Consider the following 25507-nt stretch of genomic DNA (forward strand, 5'->3'; position numbering starts at 1 on the left):
GACAGTATGGGGGTCCGGCGACCGCCCCGGTGACGCCCCGGCGCAGAGACGCGGCGCGGATGCCGACACCGCGCCTGCGGAGACGCCGTCAGGACGGAGGGCCGCCGTTCAGGTGAGTGCCCGTGATGGGGCTGGGACAGACGGAACGGGCGACGTCGCCCGCTGGCTCAGCGCGGCCCCTCGCAGCTCAAGCGCCGGGTGGTCCGGGCCTGAGTCGTCCGGACGAGAGACGAGCGGCCGCACGGTCCACGCGCGCCCTCCCCGCAGCGTGCCGCGGGGGCGGAGACCGCCGGGCGCTGCCCGTGAATCGGTGTTCCCGGCGACGCCGGGAGGCTCGGCCCGCACCATGGAATGACTCCGGGTGGGCCTCATGGCGGGCGCGCCGGTGCCCTGTGCCCCGTGGGCGGATGCGGAGTGGCGCCGCCTGTTATTTGATGAAATAACGCCGGTCCGCAGACCCGCTAGTCTGACGGGGTGAAAACGATCACCGTGTTCAACCACGCCGGAGGGGCCGGCAAGACCAGCCTCGTCCGGGATGTGGGCTACGAGATGGCGCGCAGCGGGCTGCGGGTCCTTCTGATCGACCTCGACCCTCAGGCCAACCTGACCGGCTGGCTGGGGATCGACGGGGTCAACCGGCAGCAGACGGTCTACCCGGTGGCGGTCGAAGGCCACCCGCTGCCCGAGCCCACGTCGGTCCACGGTCTGAACCTGATCCCGTCCCACGTCAGTCTGGCGGTCGCCGAGGGTCAGATGATGGGCCGCGTCGGCGCCCAGAGTCGCCTGCGCCGCGCCCTGCAGGACGTCCGCGACCTGTACGACCTCGTGCTGATCGACAGTCCGCCCAGCCTCGGGCAGCTGTCCATCCTGGGTGCACTGGCCGCCGATCACATGGTCGTTCCGATTCCGACCCGTCAGAAGGGGCTGGACGCCATGCCCGGCCTGCAGGGTGCGTTCGCCGAATACCGGGAGGTGCGCCCCGACCTGACGGTCGCGCTGTACGTTCCCACCTTCTACGACGCCCGCCGTCTGCACGACCGGGAGGTGCTCACCGACCTGCGGGGCGCGCTCTCGCCGCTCGCGACGCCGGTACCCCAGCGCGAGGCGGTCTGGCTGGACTCCACCGCGCAGGGCGCCCCGGTCGGCGTGTACGCGCCGGGCAGCCCGGTACACCGCGACGTGCAGCAGCTCACCACCGACGTCGCTCAGGCCCTCGGCCTGCCGTACCAGGTGAACGCATGACGCGCCGCCCCCGTCCCGAGCGGCGCCGCGACCTCGCCGGCCTGATCGGCGCCGACGCGCCCGACCTGACCCGCCGGAACCTCCCCGACACCCACCTGCCGGTCACGGTCCTCACTCCCGGGCCGTCGCAGCCCCGCCGGGCCTTCGACGCCGGGAGCCTGGATTCGCTGGCGCGCAGCATCCGCGAACACGGCGTCCTGCAGCCCCTGCTGGTGCGCCCCGCCGGGAACCAGTACGAGATCGTCGCCGGTGAACGCCGCTGGCGCGCCGCTCAGCTGGCCGACCTGACCGAGGTGCCCGTCGTGATCCGCGACATCGGCGACACCGAAGCCCGGCAGATCGCCCTGATCGAGAACCTGCAGCGCGACGACCTGAACACCCTGGATGAGGTGGACGCGAAACTCGAACTGGTCGCCACCACCCTGAACGTCCCCCTCCAGGACGCCCGGGGCCGCCTGATGCAGCTCCTGCGGGAGGAACCCGGCGCGGATCACGCGGCATTGGAGCAGCTGTTCGCGGCGCTGGGTGAACAGTGGACGTCGTTCGCCCGCAACAAGCTCAAGATCCTGAACTGGCCCGCGCCCCTGCTGGCCGCCGTGCGTCAGGGCCTGGCGTACACGGCCGCCCAGCTGATCGCCCAGGCGGACCCGGCCCAGCACGAGCGGCTGATCACGCTGGCGCGGTCAGGCGCCACCCGCAGCGAACTGCGGGACGCCATTCAGCAGGGAAAAGCCCGCCCGGCCGCCCCGGCACCCGCGCAGGAGGTGGTGCGTCAGATGGGCCGGACGCAGTGGCTCAACAGCCTGACCGCCGATGAGACCCGGGACCTCGACCGCTGGCTGGCCCGGATGCCCGCGTCCCTCAGAGCCAAACTGAAATCCTGACGCCCGTCAGGCACCGGGCAGGCCGCAAGCGGGACGCCGCGCCGCCGACCGCTGGACCCTGACCCGGGTGCCGACTCACCACTGCAGCTGGCGCACCTGCAGGCCGTACCGCCCGTCCCGGTCCTCCCGCCAGGCCAGGATCACCTCACCGCCCGCGAGCCGGGCCAGGCGGGGCGTGCGCGCGTCACGCGTGGGATTCACGTTCAGGACCGTCGGCCGGCTCCAGGAGAGGCCGTCCCAGCGGGCGGCCAGAACCCGTCCCAGGCTCCCCTGCTCGTCGGTCCAGGCCACCACAGGGTGGCCGGAGGAATCCAGCAGCAGATCCAGGTCGGTGGCCTGACCGGCATTGACCGGCCCTCCCTGCGGCGCCCACTGCGCGCCGGTCCATGCGGCGACGAACACGGCGTCACGTCCCGGGACGCCCTCGATCCAGGCCACCGTGGGCCGGTCTCCGTCCTGCAGGACCAGTCGAGGCGAAGCGAGGTACGTCGGCGCGCGGCCGCTGACCGGTCCGCCCAGCGCCGTCCAGCGGCCGTCCCGCCACGCCCGGACGAGCAGACGCGTGGTCAGCACCTCGCCTTCGAGATACGCCACGAGCGGCCCGCGGGCGGTGAGGGCCAGCGCAGGACTGCGCGAGAACCGATCCAGCCGGTTGAGCGGGGCGCTCCGGGTCCACTGCCCGTCCGGGCCCCAGGTGCGGTAGGTCAGCCAGGTCTGCTGCTCGTTGGCGGCGTTGCGGCGGTACTCGCCGTGAATGAGGACCGGTTCGCCGTTCAGAGCGCCCACCGCGCGGGTGCGGGCAGCGGCGGGGGAACTCACGCCGAGGTACCGGGTCCTCCAGTCCGTCCACGCGCCACTGCGGAACGCCCGGAACACGATCACGTCGTTGTCTCCGTAGTTCTCGTTCCAGACCATCACAGGCGTACCCTGCGCGTCGACGCGCAGGTCCAGATTCGAGACCGGGCGAGGCTGATCGTAGTTCAGGATGTCTCCGACCGGCGCCCAGCGGCCCGCCGCCCACGCCTGCAGGCGCACCGCGCGGCCCTGGAACGCGCCGCGCCAGCTCGCCCCGCGCCGGTCGTCCTGAATGGTGGCCAGCAGCAGCCCACCATCCGGCGCGGCGGCCACCTGAAGGTCACGGACCGGCTGCCGGCTCAGGGGAGGCGCAGACCACGGAACGGCCCTCAGGGCCGGCCGGTTCCCACCACCCGCCAGGGCACTACTCAGGAGGGCGCCGCCCAGCAGGACACCCACGGCAAGGATTCGCATCAGGGCCATGGATCATTGTGCACACGCCGGCGCGCGCGGGGCCAGAGCGGACCCCGGCCTCACGCCGTCCAAGAGGACAGTGAGATCGCCAGCCGACGCCGGGCCACAGGTCACCCTGCATCTGCCCCAGTCTTCCTCGATCAGGGGGTCGCGTTGCGCGCCGAGCTCGACCCCTCCCGGCCATCTGGTGCCAGGACGGCCCGAATGGGTGGTGACACGCTGGTGACGTTGGAGCGACGAAAGACCCCCAGTGAGACCGCACGGCCGCTCGCCACCGTCGTCCCCACCAGAGACGAGCGGGACGAGTGCAGCGGGCCGGATGGTGCAGATGCGAGCCGGCAGGTCGAGACCTGCCTGTGCTCGTCGCCGTGATCTGAATCCGATCTGCGGGCACTCGTGTCGTCGTATGGTTGCAGCGAGTCACGGAGACCACGTGAGCGTACGCCACACCGTCGAGAACCGGAAGTGCACGAAGGCCTGCACCAGAACTCCAGTATTTGCCCACGTAGATCGTGACGCGGATGCCCTGCTCGCCCAGGAGACGGGTGAAGAAGGATCTGGCCGCTTCCGCATTCCTCTCACGAAGGAATACGCACAGGGCAACACCGTGTTCGTGACGCCCCCGCACAACCGATGGGTGAGGCCGCCGACACTCAGCCTGACGTGGTGGTACAGCCAGACGGCATATCCAATGACCTCACACGGGACTTGAGCTTCTGACGGCCCAGCGTCGCGTCACCCGGCGCCAACACGGTGTCACAACCCCCCTGGACCGAGCGGGAGATCCCGTCAGGTGCCGCAGAAGGTGCGGTAACAGGCCGTCACGTCTGCAGGGGCCGGCGCCACGTACTCCGCATGCTCGGGCGTCTCGTCGTACGGCCGCTGCACGGCCGCCAGCAGGCGCTGGAACGCCCCGAGATCCCCGTCGTCGGACGCGGCCGCGAGGGCTTCCTCCACGCGGTGGTTGCGGGGTATGACGGCCGGGTTGACCTGCCGCATGCGCGCCGCTCTGTCACTCCAGTCCGCGGCTGAACTTCCCTCGCGGTCCGCCCGTGCTCGCCAGCGGTCCAGCCACGCATCGAGCTCGTGCGGCTCGGTGAACAGTGCCCGCAGTGGCTCCTCGTTCCTGTCCGCCGCGTCGGCCAGTCGCCGCCACCCGAGCGTGAAGTCCACCCGCTGCGCCTGCAGCAGGGTCAGCCAGGCCTCCGCGAGCGCGCGGTCACTTGGGTCATCACTGACCAGACCCAGTTTCGCCCGCTGCCCACGGAGCAGCGCCGCCTCGTACCACGCCGGGACGGCGTCGATCACCTCGGTCGCCTGCTCCACCGCGCGCGCGACGGCCGCCTCGCTGTCCGCCCCGGCGATGAGCGGCAGCAGCGTCTCAGCCAGTCGGGCCAGATTCCAGCGGGTCACAGGGGGCTGGTTGCCGTAGGCGTAGCGCCCACCGTGATCGATGGAGCTGAACACCGCGTCCGGGTCGTACGCTTCCAGGAACGCGCACGGACCGTAGTCGATCGTCTCACCGGAGAGCGCCACATTGTCCGTGTTGAGCACCCCGTGAATGAATCCGACGTTCATCCACCCGGCGATCAGTGTCGCCTGCCGCTGCGCGACCCGCCGCAGCAGGCCGAGGTACCGGTCAGGCGTTCCCACCAGGTCAGGGTCGTGGCGGGCGACAGCATAGTCGGCCAGCAGCCGCACACGCTCCGTATCGCGGCGGGCGCTGAAGTACTGGAAGGTTCCGACCCGGAGGTGACTGGCCGCCACGCGGGTGAGGACTGCGCCCGGTAGGGCCCGCTCCCGGTGGACGGTCTCGCCGGTGGCGGTCACGGCCAGGGCGCGGGTGGTGGGGAGCCCGAGGGCATGCATGGCCTCCCCGATGAGCGCCTCGCGCAGCATGGGTCCGACGGCGGCCTTGCCGTCGCCCCGACGGGAGAACGGCGTGCGGCCGGAACCTTTGAGCATCAGGTCGCGGCGTTGACCGAGGTCGTCGATGATTTCACCGAGGAGCAGGGCGCGGCCGTCCCCGAGTTGCGGGGAGAACCCCCCGAACTGATGTCCGGCGTACGCCTGCGCGAGGGGCTCAGCTCCCTCAGGCACGTGATTGCCCGCGAAGATCACGGCGCCGTCAGGCCCATCCAGCAGCTCGGGGTTCAACCCCAACTCGAGCGCCAGTCCCCGGTTGAAGAACAGCAGGTTCGGCGCAGGTACGGTGGCAGGTTGCCATGGTGCGGAGCAGCCCGGAAGATCCCGGGCGTAGGTGTTCTCGAACTGGAACAGGACGGTCATGGCAGACAGTCTGGCGCCTTTCCAGACACGGACTGCATCCTGGCCACAGTTCGCCGCGGCTCAGACCGGAGGACAGGACGGTGCCGCCTCGGGAGATGGACGTGGCGGCGCGCTCTGAATGAGGGGCGGAGGAGGGCCGACTCACGCCCACTTCCGATGACTGGCCTGGGCCGAGTCTCTACTCGAAACTATCCAAACTTTGGGGCCAGCCCAACAGTGGCTCTTCCGTCACCCTGACGCGAACAACTGGCCACAGGCGTGTCGAGGGAACTCATCAACACGCCTGACAAGCGCGATCAACACCACCTTGTCGCCACTCACGGCGTGGACATCGGGGCGGCCTTCAGTCAGGCCTCGGCCAGTCGCACGTGCTGCAGGGCGTCCAGCAGCCCTATGGCGAACTCGTCCAGGGTGTGCTCGACCTTGGCCCGCGTGGCCTCCCGGGTGACCTGCGCGGATTCCAGGCGGCCCAGGATCAGCGCGAGGCGCAGCAGGGCGTACTCACTGACTGACAGGCGTTCGCGCAGCAGGAACTGTAGGGTCTTCATGGCCGCTTCGACCCGTTCTTCCAGACTGCCGTCCTCACTGGCGACTTCTTCCAGCGTGGGCATGTAGGTCGGCGCGGCCGGTTCCCTGCGGGCGACGGCCGGCGCAGCGTCAGGCGTGTCCGGGTACTTGCCGTGCTCGTCGCGGATGACGTCCACGAGCAGTGCCGAGCGGCTGCGGGCCCTGTATCCGCCGGCCAGGAGCGCCTCGAACTTTCGCAGGCGCGCTTCGACCCGCGTCTCCCCGAAATCCGTGATCAGCTTCTGCGCGACCGGGACGGACACCCGGTAGGTCCTGAGTGACTCCAGCAGGGGAGAGGAGACGTCCACGTTCAGGGGCACGAACTGGTACGTGATGGTCTGGGTTCGCCCCCGGCCCTCATAGGTGACGTCCTGGAGGTAGCCGCGGTGCATGAGTTCCTCGTGCGCGCCCTGAAGGGTGGCGCGGATCTTGTTGCTGCGTCGGTCCACGATCTTGCAGGCTTCCGCCCATTCGATGATGTTCACGGTGAACGATCCCTGCACGGTGCCCGGCGCGACCGGATCGTACCGCCGGGCGTCGAGCAGGCGGTACACAGCGCGGGTCTGGGGCCGCTCCAGGCTGGTGAGGAACTCCAGGTCGAGTGGTTTGGTGTACTGCGCGCGGATGGACCTCACGATCGGTTCGGCCAGTCGGATTTTCAGGACGCTGCCGCTGGACAGTTCGGTGGCTTCATCGTCGCTCGTGAATTCCAGTTCGGAGAGGTAGTTGAACGTGGCGGTGGTCCAGTGACCGCGCCCGTGATCGCGCCAGGCTTCCGAGGCCGTGTAGGTGGTGGTGCGCAGGCGGAACAGGGTCTGCAGGAGGCTCTGGTAGTACCGTCCGGACGTGTCGAGTCCGGCGCGCCGCAGAATCTGGTAGGCCGTGGTGCGGACGGTTCCGTCAGCGGCCGTGCCGGCCTCGGCGTACAGGTCGATGATGGCCGTGGCGATGTCGCCGTCCAGGCCGTGCGGTACGCCCCCGTACTTGGGGACGGCGTCGCAGGTCAGGCGGGCGGGGCGTCCGTCCACGTGAAACTCGACGGTCCAGCTGCTGTACGTGTCGGGAATGCGTTCCTGCACGCTGATCAGGCCGAGACGGGCGACGTTGGCTTCCTCGAACCGGCTGAGATCGGACGCTGGCCTGGGCGTGACCCGGTGCTGGTCCGTGCGTGTCGGGGCTGCGCTTGTTGCTTTGCGTGCCACTCGTCCTCCTGTCTTGAGGACCGATGATACCCGCTTGGAGCGGCACGCACTGAACGCCAGCCGGCGTGGCCCTGCACGAGACAGCTGAACTATCGGACTACTCAGGCGATTGGAACTGCTCAGTCTGCCTGGCAGGGTATCGGACTACTCAGGCGATCCGCGTGGGGGACCTATCGGACAACTCAGGCGGTTGACGCGCCCAGGTCAGGAAAATTGCCGATCTGGACGTCATCCCTGCACATGAAACCAGATTGGAGTGAGGGTATCGGACTACTCAGGCGATTGAGCCCCTCAACTATCGGACTACTCAGGCGATCCGGCGATCTCACTGTCGGACTACTCAGGCGATCTGCCAGATATTAGTATCGGACTACTCAGGCGATTGAGCCCCTGAACTATCGGACTACTCGGGCGATCCGGCGAACTCACTGTCGGACTACTCAGGCGATTGAGCCCCTGAACTATCGGACTACTCAGGCGATTTGGCCCCCGAACTATCGGACTACTCAGGCGATTTGGAGCCGGAAACACCGTGCTGGACGCCAAACAATTTTCCGCTTGATGATGATCATTCAATCTTTTAAAAGATCTTTTTTCAAAAAGAAAAATCAACAATCAGAGAGGGACGAACGCGCTGGAGCCCTGGAGTCGGTGAAGCGAGCCCTCAACGAGATCATGGGGGCACTCCTGTTCCCCATGACTCCATTGCACCGGACCTTCCTCTGTCGCACTGCCCGGCTGCCCCGCGCCGGGAGGGACTCCCCCAGGGCCGCGCGACCCGCTTCGCTGAGATGATCGCCGTGGGCCCGTGTGTTCATCTCCGGAGCTCTTACGCTATTCAGGCTGGTCAGCCGCAGCCGCGCCCATCTCTGGCTTCGCAGGCCTTCGATCACGTCAGGTCAGTCGTCCGCGTGCTGGTCGCAGTGCTGAGGAACCTGGCGAAAGCGTCTGACGGACCTGTGGGCGTCCGCGGGACACACCGGCAGGCAGGCGGCGTGAGGACGACTCTCAGCTGCACCGTGAAGCTCGTGCACCAGGTCGGGTGGCCCCGGGTACCTGGGCACCCAGAGGAGGCAGCTCCACGGCCCGCAGAGGCTGCCGGAGAAGCTGTGATCTGGAAGCGGTGGAGCGTGACGGTACGTACGGATGGCGCTGAACGACGAAGCACAGGGCAGGCCTTCGGTCGAGGACCGGACTATGGTGTCCAGTACCCTTTGAGCGACGAGTCCCGGATGGTCAGAATCTTCCGGTCGTAATCGCGGGCACTGGACGCGTAGACATTGACCTCCACCATGTTCCACCCACGCCGCAGGTGAAGATCGAGATTGTACTGGCTGGAGCTGGTGTACCAGAACTCCGGCTGTTCCCTTGAACTCTCACAGGCGTCCCGGTACTTCAGGGTCACTGGCCGGTCGGCGTAGATCAGGACAGAAACGGCACTCTCGCTGTATTCAGCGATCGAGGTGCTGCCTGACGTGCGTTCTTCCAGCCAGTGGGTGAGTTCCACTGAGCGGATCTCGCCTTCCTTCCGGTACGTCGCGACGAGGTCCGCCCGGGCGACGCGGGCCTGCGGGTCGCTCAGGCTGTAGGTGTCGGTTCCACACCTGGCAGCGAACAAGGGCAGGTCAGGCAGCGGCGTGAGCAGCCGCTCGTCCAGACGGGCTGGCAGCGTGAGTTGGACCAATGAGTTCTTGACGGCCACGGCCACGCCCACCGGCGTCCCGGAACTCTGGTCGTCTCCCTTCCCACTCACGTGCGCCTGAACGGTGGTGCCGGGCACCGTCCACGGTCTCCGCTGCTCACCTGTCCACGCCGATTCGTCCAGCCTGAACGTGAGGACGAATGGCGGGGGAGTCGGCGCCCCCCCACCTCCTGCCTCGGCTGGCCCCAGCACTAAGGCGGTCAGCATCACCGCCCACCTCCTGCCTCGGCCGGCTCCCTGCGTCCTGTGTGTTGCCCACCCCGCGTCTCTGTGCATCAGTGCCCTCCCGTGTGCGCCGCCCGTGACCGGTCCTGCCACCCAGGCCAGGGAGACGGAGGCGTCCTTACCGTACGGCACTGACGTCGCCCCTGTGCGTCGCGGGACTCGGCCCGCCACTCCCCCTGCTGGGTAGACACTCTCGGTCAGTCGGCGGCCTGCGACGCGCTGCCCGGCCGGAGAGGTAGGTCCGCGAGTCCCTCGACGCGCACGGTGACGGCGCGGCCCCGCCGCGTGACCTGCCCCCGCACGATGAGTGCCCGGGCGTCGCGCAGCAGGATCCGGTGGGCGTCCCACAGGTCCGGGCTGATGATCGCTTGCACGCGGCCGGTCGCGTCCTCCAGTACGTAGAACGCGAAGCCGTTGGCGGTGGGGGGCCGCTGCCGCGCCGTGATGACCCCGGCCGCCCAGACGGTCGCGCCGTGCCGCAAACTGGCCAGGGTCTCGCAGCCCAGGTCGCGGAGTCGGGCGCGGTGCGCGTCCAGGGGGTGGCGTCCGGTCGGGGTCGTGCCGGTCAGATCTGTGTCCAGCGCGGCCTGCACGTCGAGCGGCAGCTCCGGCATCTCCGGCGGGATGACCTGCGGTGCGAGCAGCGCCCGCGTCCCTGCTGCCCGGGCGTGGGCGACCGTCTGGAGCACGAAGTACGCCTCACGCCGGTTGCGGTGCCGGTCGACCGCGTCGAAGGCGCCCGCCTTCACCAGGGCGTCCAGCGCGTCCCGGTTCAGTTCGACCCGGTCGTAGAAGTCCTCGGCGCCCAGGAATTTGCCGTTCGTCAGGCGTTCCCGCACGATCTGCCGCGCCGCGTCCGCACCGACGCCCTTCACGGCAGTCAGGGGGACCCGGACCAGCTGCGCCGTTTCGGCCCGGTACGACACACCTGAGCGGTTCACGCACGCGCCGGAGAGCCGAACCCCCCGCCGCGCGGCTTCTCCGGCGATGGTGCTGGCGGGCCACATGCCGGGCGCCTCGGTCAGGAACGCCGCGAAGTACGCGGCCGGGTGGTGACGGCGCAGGTAGGCACTCGCGTAACTGTGCTGCGCGAACGCGTGCGCGTGGGACTCCGCAAAGCCGTAGCCCCGGAAGGCGGCACACTGCTCGAACACCGCCTCCGCCTCCCAGGGAAAGGCCCCGACGGTCGCGGCTGCGCCGTCCAGAAAGGACTGACGAAGGGCCGCCCGTTCGTCCTCGTCCTCCACCTTGCTCAGGCGACTCCGGAAGCGGTCCGCGGCCGGCCAGTCCATCCCGGCGTACTGCACGGCGAGGCGCAGGATCTGCTCCTGAAACATCAACGTCCCGTGCGTGGCGGCCAGGATGGAGTTCAGGGGCTCAGGCATCTCTGGGACGGGTTCCTCGCCCCGGGCGCGTCGGACGTACGGGTGCACGGTGCCACTTTGAATGGGTCCAGGGCGGATCAAGGCGATCTGGTGGGCGAGTTGCGTCATGTCCTTCGGTTGCAGTCGGGCCGTCATCTGCACCTGCGCCGGGGACTCGATCTGAAACAGGGCCATGGTGTCCCCGGCGCTGATCTCCCGCCAGACGCCGGGGTCATCCGGCAGCTGGCCGTACTCGACCCACTCGCCGGTCAGCCGCAGCACCTCCTCGCGGGCGCGCTCGAGGGCCGCGAGCATCCGCAGGCCCAGGAGATCGAGTTTGATCAGCCCGAGGCGCTCGACGTCGTCCTTGTTGAACGTCAGCATGCGGATCCCGCCACTGGACCGCGTGAGCGGACTGAAGTGGGTCAGGGCCTCACTGCTGAGCACCACGCCCCCGGAGTGCGGCGCCAGATGCCGAGTGAACCGGGCTTCGACCTGTTCGAGCAGCGTCAGGAGGGCCTGCTTGACCGGCGCGTCCCCCAGGACCTCCGTGAAGACCGCTTCCGCGTCCCGCGCCTGGTGGGGCCGCAGGTGCCCGTAATCGCGCCCCAGGGACCGGCTGAGCCGGTCGCGCAGTTCAGGCGGCAGGCCCAGCGCCCGCCCGAGATCCTGAAGGGCACTCTTGAGGCGGTACGTGACGCGGTTGGCGACCATCGCCTCCCCGGTGCCGGTCAGGCCCCAGCGCTCCTCCACCCAGGCGAGCACCTGATCCCGCCGGGAACTGGCGATGTCGATGTCCACGTCCGGCATGCTGGTGCGCCCGGTGTGCAGGAAGCGCTCGAACAACAGGTGGTGCGCCAGCGGGTCACTCAGCGTGATGCCCAGCACGAAGCACAGCACGCTTCCCGCGGCGCTCCCGCGTCCCGCCGCGAGGATCCCGTGCGCGCGGCAGTAATCGGTCACCTCGGCGGCCGTCAGGAAGAACCCGGCCAGGTCGAGCTCGGTGACGGTGGCGAGTTCGGCCCGCACCCTCTCCAGCGCGGCCGCGCGCTGATCGGGCCGGTAGCGCGCCGGCAGGTCCCGGAAGATGCGCTCCTCCAGCGCCTCCTGCGCAGTCTGGAAGGGCCGGACGGTCGGTTCCGGCACGCTGAGCCGCTCCGGCAGGAGCTGGAAAGCGCAGCTGCGGGTCAGGGTCTGCGCGTTCAGCAGCGCGTCCCCGAACGGCAGGAGGGCCGCCCAGCTGTCCGGCGTCCCCACGTGCCGGGCGGTGTTGCGGGGGCGCTCGGCGTGCGGGGTCTGCACGTCGATGCCCAGTCGCGCGCAGGTCAGCGCGTCCAGCAGCGGGTACTCGTCCGGGGTGGCCATGCTGACCTCCGGCGCGGCCACGACCGGAAGGTCCAGGTCCCGCGCCAGACCGCGCAGGTAGTCCAGGCGGCGGCGTTCGTTCGGGGCCTGCCCGTGAAAGAGCTGGACGTACAGCGCGGACGGGAAGATCGCCCGGAGCAGCCGCAGGTACGTCGCGGCCCGCGCCAGGTCCCGCTGCTCCCCGAGCGCGGTCGGGAAGCCCGCCCTGCCTCCGGTCAGGCACACGAGGTGCTCCTGCACGCCGCCGCCTGCCTCGCGCAGCACGTCCAGCGGCAGGCCGTCCGGATGGCTGAGATTCACGGCGGTGATCAGTTCGCACAGGGTCGTGTAGCCCGCCCGCGTGCGGGCCAGGAGCACCACGGGGAACATCTGGGTGGGCGTGGACGCCCGCGGTGGACTGGGGAACAGGACGGGCAGGGTCACGCCGGTCACGGCCTGCAGACCCTGCGCCTGGGCCTCGTCGCACAGTTCCACGGCCCCGGCCACGCTGCACCAGTCCGCCAGGCCCACGGCCGTGAAGCCGGCCGCCTTCGCCGTCTGCACGAGGCGCCGGGGACTGACCGTGCTGCGCCCCTCACTGAAGAACGACTGGCACGCCAGGAGGGCCGTCAGGGTGCGGGGCGTGGTCATCGCGCCCCAGGACGCGCGCTCAGGCGCTGGCGCCGCTCAGGCGGGCGGACGGCGGGCCGCGGGGGGAACGCAGCGGGGTCCGTGAGACTGCGGGCGCGCGGCGTCACGCGCCAGGTTCCGATCAATCCTGAAGGCGTGCCAGCCACCAGCGGCCCCCCTCCCCATCCTCGCGGTGCAGTTCGGCGGTCAGGGGCCCCGCCTGCACGAGGTAGCAGGTGCGGGGCCGTTCCCCCAACCACCACCGGCCCCCGTACTGCCACTCGTCAAGCACGGCCTGCACGGGGTACACCTGACCGTGCCAGGTCAGCCGGGCGGGCCGGGCCTCCCGCACGTCGACCTGCACTTCAGTCTGGTACGCCTTCACAGCTGCTGTCCCTCGAAAAACGCCAGGACGCGCTGCACCGCCTGCTCGCGGCGCGCGGCGGGCCTGGGCGTCCACGACTGCCGGGGGGTCATCTCGCGGGCCCGGACCTGCCCGGTCACCCAGTCCACCCAGGCGTAGTGCGCGTCCGGGGCGTACGCCCAGGGGTCCAGCCACTCCACTCGCACCAGCGCCTCCGGGAAGCGGGTCAGGACGGTCGTGGTGACCTCCAGTTCGGCAACGCCCGCCCAGAGGCCCACCATGCGGGCAGGCTGCGCGATCCCGCCGAGCTGCGCGGTCAGCCGGTCGATGCCCAGGGCCAGCGCGCCGGCGTCCTGGAGCGCAAGTCCGGCCACCCGGCCCAGCGCGTCGTCGTCGAGGGGCCACTTCAGCTGACGGGTGGCCGAGAGGCGGCCGCCGAGGGTGTCCGCATGAACGGTGAGGGTGGCGGCCAGGCGGCCCCGGAGTTCGGTGATCAGGCCGGGCATCAGGTCGCGCAGGGCGGCGTCCACCTGCGCCGGTTCAGTCAGGGGCAGGTCGAACCCGAGGGAGGCTTCGAGCACCTGGCCGGGGCGGTATGCCTCCACGGCGGTGAGGCGCTCGCCTTTCAGGAAGCGGTTCAGGCGCCTGCCGACGTCGACGCCTAGGAAGGCTTCGCGCTGCGCCGCGCTCCATGCCATCAGCCCGCCCAGGTCGCGCAGACCCAGGAAATGCAGGTGCTCCAGGGTCGCCCGGGGGACGCCCAGCGCGGTGAGGTGCGCCAGGGGCGTGAGCGTCAGGAAGGCCTGCTCGGCCCGGGCGCCGGACGGCACCGACCTGACCTCGCCCGCTCCGGCTCTCAGCGCGGCGAGCTGCGCGAGTTCCCGGCTGGAAGCGAGGCCCACGGGGGCGTGAAGGGCCGCGGCGAGATCACGCGCCCCGCGGGCCGACAGATTCAGGAACGCGGCGCCGCGCTCCCGGCCCTCCACCCGGTCACTGAACCGCGCGTAGAGCTGCTCGAGCAGTTCGGCCCAGACCGCCTGCGCTTCCGGGGCGGGGACGACCTCGGCGTGCAGCTCCGGGCAGCGGGAGAGCGCGGCCACCTCGCGCATGCCGGTCACGACGCCAGACTGAGCGGCCAGCGGGCAGGTCTGCGTGACCCTGCGGGCGTCATTCAGCACGGCGACCGGAACGCCCGGATGCTGACGCCGGACGTGCGCCAGCGGCCAGGGGGCGAGCAGGACGCAGGCGGTGAGGCTCGGCGTGCGTCCGTCCACGGTCAGGCCCTCCGCGTCAGGGGGCGGGGTCCGGCGAGGCCGAGCCGGGCGACCATCCGCCCCTGGATCTGCACGTCCGCGGCGGGATACGTGCGCCGCGGATGGTCGGGGTTCTCGCTGATCAGCACGACCTCATCGCCGAACACGTACACGCGTTTGAGCGTGGCCGCGTTGTCTCCTGGGATGAGGACGACGGCGACTTCACCGTCGAGCACTTCCGGCGTGGGGCGCACGAGGACGTAATCGCCGTCCATCACGCCGATGCCGGTCATGGAGTCGCCGCGCACCTGCAGCAGGAAGTCGCCGTCCTTGACGCCGAGGAGCTGGTCGAGGCTGGGGGTGACGTGATCGGGGGTCTGCTCGGCGAGGATCGGCGCGCCCGCCGCCACCAGGCCGTAGATGGGAATGCCGTCCTGAATGGCGATTCTGGCCTGCTCGGTGAGGAGCAGGCGGCCCCGGGCGCCGGTGCGTTCGATCAGCCCGAGTTCGACGAGGGCTTTGAGGTGGAAGGAGATGGTGGCTTCCGTGAGGGCGGCGGCGCGGGCGAGTTCGGCGGCGCTGGGGGGGCCGCCGCCGCGGGTGAGCTGCGCGGTCAGGCGCAGCAGGTTGAGGCGTAACTGGGTCAGGCGGGGGGGCATCAGGGTTCACTCCGAACTATCGAAGAATGCTTTGATAGTTTCGTGTATGGTGACCGATGACAGGATTTCGCGTCAAGAGCGCGGCCTCCTGGGGAGGCCTTCATGGAACGCCGCATCGAGATCCGCCTGACCCGGACCGAACAGAAGACCTACGCGGGCGGCACGGTCATCCGCACGCCCGGCCCCGACCCCCTGCGCCTCGGCGAGCTGGTCCGCCGTGACCTCGAAGCCGCCATCCACGAGCAGTACGGCGAGGACACCGAACTGACCTTCAGCGTGGCGCAGGTGGCGGACGTGCGCCTGCTCGGCTCCTTCCCAGAGAAAGCCCCGGTCGTCCGGGCCTGGGTGCAGGGCCTCCTGGCCCAGGCGCTGGAGAACCTCACCGACATCGATTCCTGAAACCTGCCCGGCGCGGCCCACCAGAGAGGCTGGAGACACGAACGGTGACGCCGGCCTCGCGTGCGTCGACGATCTGCATGAACAGGGCTGACCGGACGATCCCCTCACCCACCCGCGCGTCCGGACGTGCAGCGAAGCCGCCAAGCTGAACGCCTTCACACGAATCTGGACGTCCCTGGGTAGGCAGCTGAACCTCCCATTCGAACGGCTGGACCGCCAGGCCCCGGTGACGTTCCTGCGGGCCGCTCACGCCCGGGGTCAGGGCGTCACGGTCCCGCGGTCCCTGCCGGTGACCGCCCACCGGGGCCTCTGGCCCATCACTCCCCGCTGCCTACTCGAACTCCGGGCGACCGGATCCCTGAGCCCGGCGGCACGCCTGATCCGCCTGTTTGAGCAGGGTGGGCAGGCGGTGCGGGCCGTGCATGGTCTGAATGTGCCGGGCCGCCACCTCAGGTGTCAGGCCCGCGGCGGTCACGTAGAGGGGCCGCGCGCTCTGGCCGCGCCGGACTTCCAGTCCGGGGGCGCCCGCGAACGCCGTTTTCGCCACGCCGATCACCGGGATCTGCTCGCCGAGTGCCGCGTACAGGTGCGCGCCCAGGCCCGGCCGCCCGTCCCCGTCCAGCCAGACGTGACCGTCCACGATGATGGTGTCGAGCAGCGGGAGGACGGGACGCAGCGCCGCGAGCAGGCAGGGCAGCTCGCGCCGGTAGAACGCGCCGGGCTCATACGGCTCGACCGGCGAGACGCGCTCGAGAACGGTACGGGCAGGTTGAGCGTCGGTCCACCCGGCGAACAGCACGCACGCAGCCACAGCCTCATCGGGCCGGTAATCCACGTCCAGACACGCCTTCAGCCGTGAGGAGACGCCGGGCAGGGACGCAGGCATGTCACCCAGGATGACACGCTGCACCTGAGCGGGGGGGCGCCGCCTGCGTCCAGTCTGGGGACGTCACGCTGGCTGCCAGCGGTGTTCAGGTGCTCGCTCTGCTCGATTCAGAGGGATTGGGGGAAGCACTCAATCCCTCTGAATTCTGCTGTGAGAGGACGTCGGTGAGGCGGCGGCGGCGCGGCTCCGAGCACACTCAGGGGTGGCGATCGGGCGGCCGGTCCGTTACGGCTGACTGGCCGCCTGGGCGGCCGGGATCGGCGCTGTGGTCGGCGCCGCGGTCAGGCCGGTCCCGGCGGGGAAGAGGGTCTGCGCTCCGGGGCGGCGGGGCAGGTCGGTCAGGGTGCGGGGCCAGTCGAACGGGAGCCGTCCGGTGAAGGGACGCGCGCCGGTCAGGACGTCCGCCAGTCCGCCCGCCTCGCTGCCCGGCAGCCACGCGGCGACGAAGGCGTCCCAGCCGGGCAGGTCGTCCGTGACGATCAGCGGGCGGCCGGCGTACAGCACGACGCCCATCCGGTCGCAGCGGGCCTGCACGCGGGCGATCAGGTCGCGCTGGGCGCTGGTCAGGGTCAGCTGGGCGCGGTCGCCCATGCCCTCGGCGTAGGGGTCCTCGGCCAGCACGACCAGCCCGGTGGGGAAGCGGGTCTCTGCCCGGGCGTCCGGGTCGAAGGTCACGTCCAGGCCGCGCCCGCGCAGCCCGGCGAGCAGGGTGGTGCCGGGCGTGGTGGGGCCGGGGGCGCCCATCCAGCTGACGGTCCAGCCGCCGCACTGCAGGCCGATGTCGTCGGCGGCCTCCCCGGCGACGAGCAGCGGCGCGCCGCCCAGGGGAAACACCCCACAGTCCTTGAGCAGCACGGCGGAGCGGGCGGCGGCCTCGCGGGCCAGCGCGCGGTGCGCGGCGCAGCCCACCACGTCCAGCGTGGGGTCGGTGTGCGGCCTCTCGAAGAGGCCCAGGGTGTGCTTGACGCTCAGGATGCGCCGCGCGGCGTCGTCGATGCGGGCCTGCGGCACCTCGCCCGCCTGCACGGCGCGGCGCAGGGACGCGATGAAGCGCTCGTAGTCGAAGGGCACCATGACCATGTCCACGCCCGCGTTGATGGAGGTCCGCACCGCCTCGTCGAAGTCGGCGGCGACCTGCTGCACGCCCTCCCAGTCGGACACCACGAAGCCCGCGAAGCCCAGTTCGCCCTTCAGGACGTCCGTGATCAGGTACCGGTGCGCGTGCAGTTTCAGGCCCTGCCAGGAACTGTAGGACACCATGACGTTCAGCGCCCCAGCCTCGAGGGCCGCGCGGTAGGGCGGGAGGTGCACGGCGCGCAGGGTGGCCTCGTCGATGGTGGCGTCGCCCTGGTCGATCTGCCACGCGCCCCGGTCGAGCAGGGTCACGAAGTCCTCGCCCATCTGCGCGATGGCCAGCGTGCGGTCCTGGTCGGGGTCGGTCATGCGGGCACGCTTGCCGCTGCCCCAGTCGGTCGCGCCGTCCGCGACGAAATGCTTGACCGATGGCAGCACGGCGGTCGGGCTGTTCCAGCCCTCGCCTTTCAGGCCCTCGACGAGCGCGGCGGCCAGGCGGCCCACCAGCGCCGGGTCCTGCGCGTACCCCTCGTAGCTGCGGCCCCAGCGGAAGTCCTGCGGGACGCTGACGGCGGGCGCGAAGGCCCAGCGGACGTTCGTGGCGGCCGCCTCCAGCGCCGTGGCGCGCCCGATGCGCCGCACGAGGTCCGGGTCAGCGGCGGCGCCCAGGCCGATGTTGTGCGGGAAGATGGTCGCGCCGACCACGTTGTTGTGCCCGTGCACGGCGTCCGAGCCGTACAGCAGCGGAATCTTCAGGCGTGACGCCTGCGCCTCGTCGATGAGGGCGGTGACCATGTCCCGCCACGCCTGTGGGGTGTTGGGGTCGGGGTTGCCGCCGCCACCACTCAGGACGGAGCCCAGGCCCAGGCGGGCCACGTCGCCGGGGCGGACGCTGTTCTTCTCGGGCTGGGTCATCTGGCCGATCTTCTCGTCCAGGGTCATGCGGTTCAGGAGGTCGTCGACGAACGGGTGGGTCATGGGGGGCACGTCCTTACGGGAGGGGCAGAGGGGTCAGGCGCTCGGTGCGGCGGCCAGGGGAGCGCGCGGCGCTTCGGGATTCAGTGCCGGGTCGTTCAGGGCGGGGTCGTGCAGGACGCAGCGGGACTGGTGGCCGGGGCCGACGTCGTACAGGCGGGGCAGCGCGGCGCGGCACTCGGCGCGGGCGTGCTCGCAGCGCGGCTCGAAGGGACAGCCGGGCGGGAGGTTCGAGAGGTCCGGCACCTCGCCGCGCGCGCCGCTCCACGCGCCCTGCGGGTGCTCCGGGTCGGGCGCGGCGCGGCGCAGCAGCTGCGTGTACGGCATGCGCGGCCGGCTGATGACCGCCTCGGCCGGGCCGATCTCGACGACGTGCCCGGCGTACAGCACGGCCACGCGGTCACTGACGTAGCGCGCGCCCGCCAGGTCGTGCGTGATGAACAGCATGGACAGGCCCTCGCTGCCTCGCAGGTCGAGCAGCAGGTTCATGATGTCCAGCCGGATGGACACGTCCAGTGCGGAGGTGGGTTCGTCCGCGAGCAGCACGGTGGGCCGCGCGGCCAGCGCGCGGGCGATCACCACGCGCTGCCGCTGACCGCCGCTCAGTTCATGGGGGCGCTTGGCGGCGTACTCGGCACCCGGGGACAGCCCCACGCGGTCCAGGAGCGCCGCGACGCGGGCGCGGGGGGCGACGGCCGCGCCGCGCGCCCCGCCGTGGATCTGCAGGGGGCGGCCCACGATGTACCCCACGGTGTGCAGCGGGTTCAGGCTGGAGAACGGATCCTGGAAGATCATCTGCACCTGCCCCCGGAAGGCGCGCAGGGCGCGGCCACCCAGGCGGGCGGGAACCGGCTGGCCGTTCAGGCGGATCTCGCCCCGGGTGGGCTCGTGCAGCCGCGAGAGCAGCCGCGCGACAGTGCTCTTGCCGCTGCCGGACTCGCCGACCAGCCCCAGCACCTCGCCGCGGCGCAGCGTCAGGGTCAGGTCGTTCACGGCCACGACGCTGCGGCCCGAGCGGCCCACCGGGAACACCTTGGTCAGGCCGCGCAGTTCCAGGGCGGGCGGGTCGTGATCGGCGGGGTCAGTCGGCGGCATCGGCGGTCTCCTGCGGGGCGGGGCGGGCGTCCGGGGCGTGCAGGAAGCACGCGACGCGGTGCCCGGGGCGGACGGTCACGCTGGCCGGGGCCTGCACGTCACAGGTGCCCGGCATGCGACTGGGGCAGCGGTCGTGGAAGGGGCAGCCGGTCAGGTCGGCGCTCAGCGGCGGGGGGCGGCCCGGGATGCCGCTGCGGCGCTCGCGCGGGCCGTCCAGCGGCGGGAAGGCGTGCATGAGCCGCTCGGTGTACGGGTGCAGCGGCCGGGCGTACAGGTCGGCGGCGGGGGCCTCCTCGACGATCTCCCCGGCGTACATGATGGCGATGCGGTCACTCATCTCGACAAGCAGGGACAGGTCGTGCGTGATGAACACCACCGCGATGCCCAGGCGGCGCCGGGCGGCGTCGATCTCCTGGAGGATCTGGCGCTGCACGACCACGTCCAGCGCGGTGGTGGGTTCGTCCATGACGACCAGTTTCGGTTCGAGCGCCAGGGCGATGGCGATCACCACGCGCTGCTTCATGCCGCCCGACAGCTGGTGCGGGTAGGCGCTCAGGTAGTCGGCACGCAGCCCGACCAGGTCGAACAGTTCGCGCGCGCGGGCCTCCAGCGTGGCCGGGTCGGTCACGCCGTGGGCCTGCATGGCGTCGAAGATCTGTTCGCGCACGCGCAGCACGGGGTTCAGGACGTTCATGCTGGCCTGGAACACCACCGAGTAGTCCCGCCAGCGCACGCGCCGCAGCTCGGCGTCACTCAGGGCCAGCAGGTCCTGCCCATTCAGGCGGGACTGCCCGCTGAAGACCTCGCCGGGCGGGGCGAGCAGGCGGGTCGCGGCGAACGCCAGGGTGGACTTCCCGCAGCCGGACTCGCCGGCCAGGCCCACGAACTCGCCCGGCGCGACCCGCAGGCTCACGTCCCGCACGGCCCGCACGCGCGCGCCCTGCGGCGTGACGTACCCGGCGTTCAGGTGCGACACAGCCAGCAGCGCCCCGTCCGGGGCATTCCCGGTCACGGCGGCCTGGGGCGGGGTGCGGCGCGTCCGGCGGCGCCCGGCGGTCTGGGTCAGGCGGGGGTTGGTGATCTCGTCGATGCCGAAGTTCACCAGGGCGAAGGCGGTGCCCAGCAGCGCGATCAGCAGGCCCGGCGCGGCGATCCACCACCACGCGCCCTGCAGCAGCGCCCCGCGTGCCTGCGCCCAGTACAGCATGGTGCCCCAGGTGACCTGCGACACGTCGCCCATGCCCAGGAACGCCAGGCCCGCCTCGGACAGCGCCGCGTACAGCGCCGTGCTGAAGAAGCTCGCGGCGATCAGCCCGGCGAGGTTCGGGAGCATCTCCACGAAGATGATCCGCGCGGGGCCCTCCCCGGACGCGATGGCGGCCGCCACGAAGTCCCGCCCGCGCACGGTCAGCGCCTGCGCGCGCAGCACTCGCGCGCCCCACGCCCAGCCGGTCAGGGCGATCACCACGATGACCGACCACACGCCCCCGCCGCGCAGGAACGCGCTGGCGATGATCAGCAGCGGCAGGCCCGGCAGCACCAGGAACACGTTCAGCAGCACGTTGATGGCCTCGTCGGTGCGCCCGCCGAAGTACGCGGCGCTCAGGCCCAGCGCCGTGCCGATCAGCGTGGCGACCAGTCCGGCCGTGAAGCCGATCAGCAGGGTCAGGCGCGCGCCGTACAGCAGCTGCGCCCAGATGTCCTGCCCCAGCGCGGTGGTGCCCAGCGGGTGCGCGGCCTGCGGGGGCAGCCACGTCCCGAAGTCCTGCGCGGTGGGCGAGTACGGCGTGAGCAGCGGCGCGCCCAGCGCCATGAGCAGCATGACCGTCAGGATGCCCAGTCCGGCGGCGGCGCGTGGAGAGCGGCGCAGGAAGGCCAGCACTTTCAGGAAGGCCAGCGCCTTCACGCGGCCCGCCCGTCGCGCACGCGCGGGTCGAGGATCACGTACAGAGCGTCCACGATGAAGTTCGCGATCAAGACCGCCAGCGCGATGAACAGGAAGATCGCCTGCATCAGTGGGTAGTCCAGGGTGGTCACGGCGCCGTACAGCTGCAGGCCCAGGCCCGGGTACGAGAACACCGTCTCGGTGAGGATGCTGCCGCCCACCACGAAGCCCAGCGCCATGCCGAACGCCGTGAAGCTGGGCAGCAGCGCGTTGCGCAGCACGTAGCGGTTCAGCAGCCGCCCCTCGCTCAGGCCCTTGGCGCGCGCGAACGCCACGTAGTCCTCGCCGAGGACGCCCATCACGTTGTTGCGCATGGTGATCAGCCAGCCGCCGGCGGCCGTGACCACGATGGTCAGGGCGGGCAGCGCGGCGTGCCGCAGCAGGCTCGTCCACCACTCGGCGCTGCCCGCCGTCAGGAACGGGTCGAGGCTGCCGCTCAGCGGGAACGTGCCGGTGCGGAAGGCCAGCAGGTACAGCAGCAGCAGCGCGAACCAGAAGTACGGCATGGCGTTCAGGAACAGTGCCAGCGGCGCCAGCGCGTCGGCCAGGAAACGCCCGCGCCGCCACGCGCTGTACAGGCCCAGCGCGCTGCCGATCAGGAACGCCAGCACGGTGCAGACGCCCACCAGCCCGATCGTCCAGGGCGCGGCCTGCCCCACGATGTCCATGACCGGCGTGGGGAACTGCCCGATGGACCGCCCGAAGTCGCCGCGCAGCAGCTGTCCCAGGTAGTGCAGGTACTGCGTCACCAGGCTGCCCTGGTCGTTCAGGCCGTACGCGATCTTCAGGGCGTCCACGGCCGCCGGGTCGAGTTTCCCCTGGTACCTGGCGAGCATCGCGCCGATGGGATCGCCGGGCACCAGGCGCGGCAGGATGAAGTTCAGGGTGACGGCTGCCCACAGGGTCAGCAGCAGGATCAGGAATTTACGCAGCAGGTAGGGCACGCGGGCGGTCCTCCGGGGTGCGGGACGAGGCGCGCCCGGCCCCCTGCTCCGGGAGGTGGGGGCGCGCCTGGACGGGCGTTACTTGGGTTTGACGTTCAGGTACATCAGGCGCGCGCCGGGCGTGTCGTCGGCGGTGCCCGCGTTGTACGGGTTCTGCGCGGTGGGGAAGCCCGTGAAGCGCGACGTGTTGTAGTTCGAGAATTCCGAGCGGTCGGTCAGGGGCAGCCAGGGCAGGTCGGTCATGAGGGCCTTGACGACCGTGGCCATGGCCTTCTTCTGCGTGGCGGGGTCACTGGTCGCCTGGAAGGTCTCCAGCGCGGCCGTCACGGCGGGGTTGGTGTAGCGCGAGAGGTTCGACGCGGCCGTCTTGCCGACCGGGGCGCTGTACTCGGGCGCGAAGCTCTGGTTGAACAGGTAGTACGGGGTGGGCCCGCCGCCCCAGCCCCAGCTGATGCCCAGGTCGTACGTGCCGGTCTGCAGGCCCCCGGCGTAGCTGCTCCAGGCCTGCTGGTCGATCTGGGTGGTCACGCCGACCTTCTTCAGGTCCTCGCTGATGACCTGCGCCATGGTGATGAAGTCCGTCCAGCCCGCGCCGACCAGGATCTTGAACGGCGGGAGGGGCGTGCCGTCCTTGCCGAGCCGCGCGCCCTGCGCGTTCTTGCGGTACCCGGCGCGGGTGAGGGCGGCGTCGGCGGCGCTGACACTGTACTTCAGGGTGGGCGTCCCGGCCGGGAGCCACTGCGCCTGCTGGCCGGGGATCACGCCGCTGCTGTGCGCGGGTTTGGCTACGCCGGCGTACGCCTTCTGGGCGACGTTGGCGGTGTTCACCGCCTGGGCCAGTGCGCGGCGGAAGGCGGGATCGTTGAAGGGGGCCTTGGCGGTGTTGAAGTACAGGTAGTTGTCGCCGGTGACGGGCCACCAGAACTGATTGTTGGGCCCCTTCTTCTGATAGCCGTTCACGGGGTCGGCCTGCCCGACGTAACCGTAGTCGGCCTCGCCCTTCAGGAGTTTCAGCAGGGCGGCGTCGTTGCTGTTGGTGGACACCCACACGACCGCGTCGATGTACGGCTGGCCTTTCATCCAGTAGGTGGGGTTTTTCAGGACGCGCAGCGCCTGCTGGCTGTACGTGTCGAACGTGAACGGGCCGGTGCCGACGGGCCGGGCGTTCGCTTCGGTCAGGGGCGCGCTGATCTTGCTCCAGATGTGCTCGGGGACGATCATCTGCCCGGCCACGTACGGGAAGATGGTGGTGTTGGCCCTGGTGAAGGTCAGCACCAGCGTGGTGTCGTTGGTGGCTCTGGCGCCGCTCAGGCCGTTTTTCCAGATGGCGGAGGTGTCCAGCGCGGGGTTCTGCTTGAGGTAGTTGAAGGTGAAGGCCGCGTCGCGGGCGCTGAAGGTCTGCCCGTCATGCCATTTCACGCCGGGGCGGGTGGTGACGGTCAGGGTCCTGTTGTCCTTGCTCCAGACGTACTTGGTGCCCAGCACGGGCGTGACCTTGCCGTTCAGGGTGTTCACGTAGAACAGCGACTCGTAGATGGCGCTGTTGGTGGGCAGCAGGTGCTGGTCGCCGGGCGCGAAGGGGTTGAAGTTCTGCGCGCCCCACTGGGTCGGGCGCACGACCGTGAACACGTGCCTGGGCTGCTGCGCCAGGGCGGTGGCGCTCAGGGTGGCGGCCAGGAGGGCGGTCAGGGTCAGCTTGTTCATCGGGATGTCCTTTCGGAACCAGGGCGGGTTCCGGCGCGCTGGGGGCGGGGCGGCGGGATCGGCGCGCGGTCCGGTCAAGCCGGGGAGGCGCGGGCGGGCTGATGCAGGGTGGAGTCCCCGAAGAACTGTTCGGTGACGAGTCCGGCGGCGCCGCGCGCCCAGGCGTCGTCGCCCCAGGGCTCGATCAGGACGGGCAGGGTGCCTGGCCCCGCGGCGTGCAGGTGGCGGTCTAGGGCGCGGCGCAGGGGCGTGAACAGGGTGTCGCCCAGGCGGACGCCCTCGCCGCCCACGATGATCAGGTCCGGGTCGAGCAGGTTCGCGGTCTGCGCCAGGGCGCGGCCCAGCCGCTCGCCGGCGGCGGCGGTGATGGCCTGCGCGGCCGGGTCGTGGGGGAGCTGCCGGGCGAAGCTGGCGGCGTCGGGCAGGGCGCGGCCCGCTTCGGCCAGCTGGCGCAGCAGGCTGGGTTCGGAGGCGTACGCTTCCAGGCACCCGAGCTTGCCGCATTCGCAGGGGCGGCCGCCGGGTTCGGAGAGCAGGTGGCCGAGTTCCCCGGCGCCGCCGCGGCCGCCGCGGTACAGTTCGCCGTTCAGGATCAGCCCGGCGCCGATGCCGCGCCCGAGGGTGACGACCAGGAAGTCGCGGGCGTGCTTGCCGCGCCCGACGAGGCGTTCGGCGGTGGCGAAGGCGTTGACGTCGTTGTCCGCCCAGACGGGGACGCCGGTCGCCTGGCTGATCAGGTCGGTGATGGGCACGTCCCGCCAGCCCAGGCGGTAGGAGGTCAGGCAGGTGCCGTGCGGGCCGATGGTGCCGGGCAGGCCCAGGCCCACGCCGCCCAGGCGCTCGCGGGGCAGCCCGGCGCCGCCGAGCAGCGCGGCGGTGGCCTGGGCGGCGGCGGCGGTGACGCTGGCGGGCGTGTGATCGCTGTACGTGACGGTCAGGGTGGCGAGGACCTGCAGGGACAGGTCGGTCAGGACGGCTTCCAGGCCGGACTCCATGATTTTCAGGCCCACGGCGAAGTGGCCGGCGTAGTTGACGTCCAGCGGGATGGCGCGGCCGCGGCCGGTGTGGTGGTCGCGTTCGATGAGCAGATCCTCTTCGAGCAGGTCGGCGGTGACGAAGGACACGGCGGCGGGACTGAGCTGGGTGCGCTCGGACAGTTGCGAGCGGCTGAGTGGACCGCACCGGCGCAGTTCATTCAGCACCAGAGCGCGGTGAATGACGCGGGCGGCCCGCTGATCGACCTTCTGCGATCGCATCTCACTCCTTTACTTAATTAATTGAACGACTCGTTCACGATAGGTACTCCCACCATCCCTGTCAAGCGCCCGGCGACCCTCCCAGTCTTCTCGGGACCGCCCCGCTGGCGACCGGCCCACCGGCGGCCCGACCCGCACCAGGACCCCCACCGGCCGGGATTCCACGCCAGCCCGGCCCAGGACCAGGGCCGCCCCGGCCCCCCCCGCGCCAGCAGGGGACCGCAGGCGGCCCACG

18 protein-coding genes are annotated in these 25507 nt (G+C 70.9%); 3 read left to right on the plus strand and 15 right to left on the minus strand.

Annotated elements, in window-relative coordinates:
- Positions 1–474: 474 nt before the first annotated feature.
- Both IEY69_RS16695 and IEY69_RS16700 read left to right on the plus strand, forming a co-directional pair.
- Entirely contained in the window at positions 475–1242 is a 768-nt protein-coding gene (locus IEY69_RS16695) for a ParA family protein (RefSeq protein WP_189074283.1), read from the plus strand.
- Complete coding sequence (locus IEY69_RS16700; protein WP_189074284.1) at positions 1239–2126, plus strand: ParB/RepB/Spo0J family partition protein; 888 nt, start codon at positions 1239–1241, stop codon at positions 2124–2126. Before IEY69_RS16695 ends, IEY69_RS16700 begins: the two co-directional genes overlap by 4 nt.
- 75 nt (positions 2127–2201) lie before the next feature.
- Here the strand turns inward: IEY69_RS16700 and IEY69_RS16705 are convergent, their stop codons facing one another.
- The 8 genes from IEY69_RS16705 to lexA form a co-directional block, all read right to left on the minus strand.
- Positions 2202–3404, minus strand: coding sequence for a hypothetical protein (locus IEY69_RS16705; protein ID WP_189074285.1), 1203 nt, complete (start codon positions 3402–3404; stop codon positions 2202–2204).
- Positions 3405–4184: 780 nt separating this feature from the next.
- Positions 4185–5684, minus strand: a complete 1500-nt coding sequence (locus IEY69_RS16710) for a protein adenylyltransferase SelO (RefSeq protein WP_189074286.1) — start codon at positions 5682–5684, stop codon at positions 4185–4187.
- Between the two features lie 347 nt (positions 5685–6031).
- Positions 6032–7453 (minus strand): replication initiator protein A, encoded by a 1422-nt coding sequence (locus IEY69_RS16715; RefSeq protein ID WP_189074287.1) that lies wholly within the window; start codon positions 7451–7453, stop codon positions 6032–6034.
- A gap of 1195 nt (positions 7454–8648) precedes the next feature.
- Entirely contained in the window at positions 8649–9206 is a 558-nt protein-coding gene (locus tag IEY69_RS16720; RefSeq protein ID WP_189074288.1) for a hypothetical protein, read from the minus strand.
- Between the two features lie 371 nt (positions 9207–9577).
- Complete coding sequence (gene dnaE, locus IEY69_RS16725) at positions 9578–12739, minus strand: DNA polymerase III subunit alpha (protein ID WP_189074289.1); 3162 nt, start codon at positions 12737–12739, stop codon at positions 9578–9580.
- A gap of 121 nt (positions 12740–12860) precedes the next feature.
- Complete coding sequence (locus IEY69_RS16730) at positions 12861–13103, minus strand: DUF6504 family protein (protein ID WP_189074290.1); 243 nt, start codon at positions 13101–13103, stop codon at positions 12861–12863.
- Entirely contained in the window at positions 13100–14356 is a 1257-nt protein-coding gene (locus IEY69_RS16735; RefSeq protein WP_189074291.1) for a Y-family DNA polymerase, read from the minus strand. The genes IEY69_RS16730 and IEY69_RS16735 overlap by 4 nt, the downstream gene beginning before the upstream one ends.
- Positions 14357–14358: 2 nt before the next feature.
- The gene (lexA, locus tag IEY69_RS16740) at positions 14359–14994 is read right to left on the minus strand and encodes a transcriptional repressor LexA (RefSeq protein ID WP_189074292.1); all 636 of its coding nucleotides are present in this window, start codon (positions 14992–14994) and stop codon (positions 14359–14361) included.
- Positions 14995–15096: 102 nt separating this feature from the next.
- Here lexA and IEY69_RS16745 point away from each other — a divergent pair, with 102 nt between their 5' ends.
- Complete coding sequence (locus tag IEY69_RS16745) at positions 15097–15393, plus strand: hypothetical protein (RefSeq protein WP_189074293.1); 297 nt, start codon at positions 15097–15099, stop codon at positions 15391–15393.
- Positions 15394–15724: 331 nt separating this feature from the next.
- Here IEY69_RS16745 and IEY69_RS16750 read toward each other — a convergent pair whose 3' ends face one another.
- From IEY69_RS16750 to IEY69_RS16780, 7 genes are all read right to left on the minus strand, one after another.
- Entirely contained in the window at positions 15725–16279 is a 555-nt protein-coding gene (locus IEY69_RS16750; RefSeq protein ID WP_229784048.1) for an endonuclease V, read from the minus strand.
- A gap of 225 nt (positions 16280–16504) precedes the next feature.
- Positions 16505–18331 (minus strand): glycoside hydrolase family 3 protein, encoded by a 1827-nt coding sequence (locus IEY69_RS16755; protein WP_189074294.1) that lies wholly within the window; start codon positions 18329–18331, stop codon positions 16505–16507.
- 33 nt (positions 18332–18364) lie between these two features.
- Positions 18365–19423 carry an ABC transporter ATP-binding protein gene (locus IEY69_RS16760; protein WP_189074295.1) on the minus strand — a complete coding sequence of 353 codons (1059 nt, stop codon included), beginning with the start codon at positions 19421–19423 and terminating at the stop codon, positions 18365–18367.
- Positions 19410–21329: a dipeptide/oligopeptide/nickel ABC transporter permease/ATP-binding protein gene (locus IEY69_RS16765; protein ID WP_229784049.1), complete on the minus strand. Its 1920-nt coding sequence runs from the start codon at positions 21327–21329 to the stop codon at positions 19410–19412. Before IEY69_RS16765 ends, IEY69_RS16760 begins: the two co-directional genes overlap by 14 nt.
- Positions 21326–22312 (minus strand): ABC transporter permease, encoded by a 987-nt coding sequence (locus IEY69_RS16770; protein WP_189074296.1) that lies wholly within the window; start codon positions 22310–22312, stop codon positions 21326–21328. The genes IEY69_RS16765 and IEY69_RS16770 overlap by 4 nt, the downstream gene beginning before the upstream one ends.
- Before the next feature lie 78 nt (positions 22313–22390).
- Complete coding sequence (locus tag IEY69_RS16775) at positions 22391–24016, minus strand: ABC transporter substrate-binding protein (protein WP_189074297.1); 1626 nt, start codon at positions 24014–24016, stop codon at positions 22391–22393.
- Positions 24017–24090: 74 nt separating this feature from the next.
- Entirely contained in the window at positions 24091–25272 is a 1182-nt protein-coding gene (locus IEY69_RS16780; protein WP_189074298.1) for an ROK family transcriptional regulator, read from the minus strand.
- Between the last annotated feature and the right edge of the window lie 235 nt (positions 25273–25507).

It is taken from the genome of Deinococcus sedimenti, from assembly GCF_014648135.1.
In the GTDB taxonomy this organism is placed as follows: domain Bacteria; phylum Deinococcota; class Deinococci; order Deinococcales; family Deinococcaceae; genus Deinococcus; species Deinococcus sedimenti.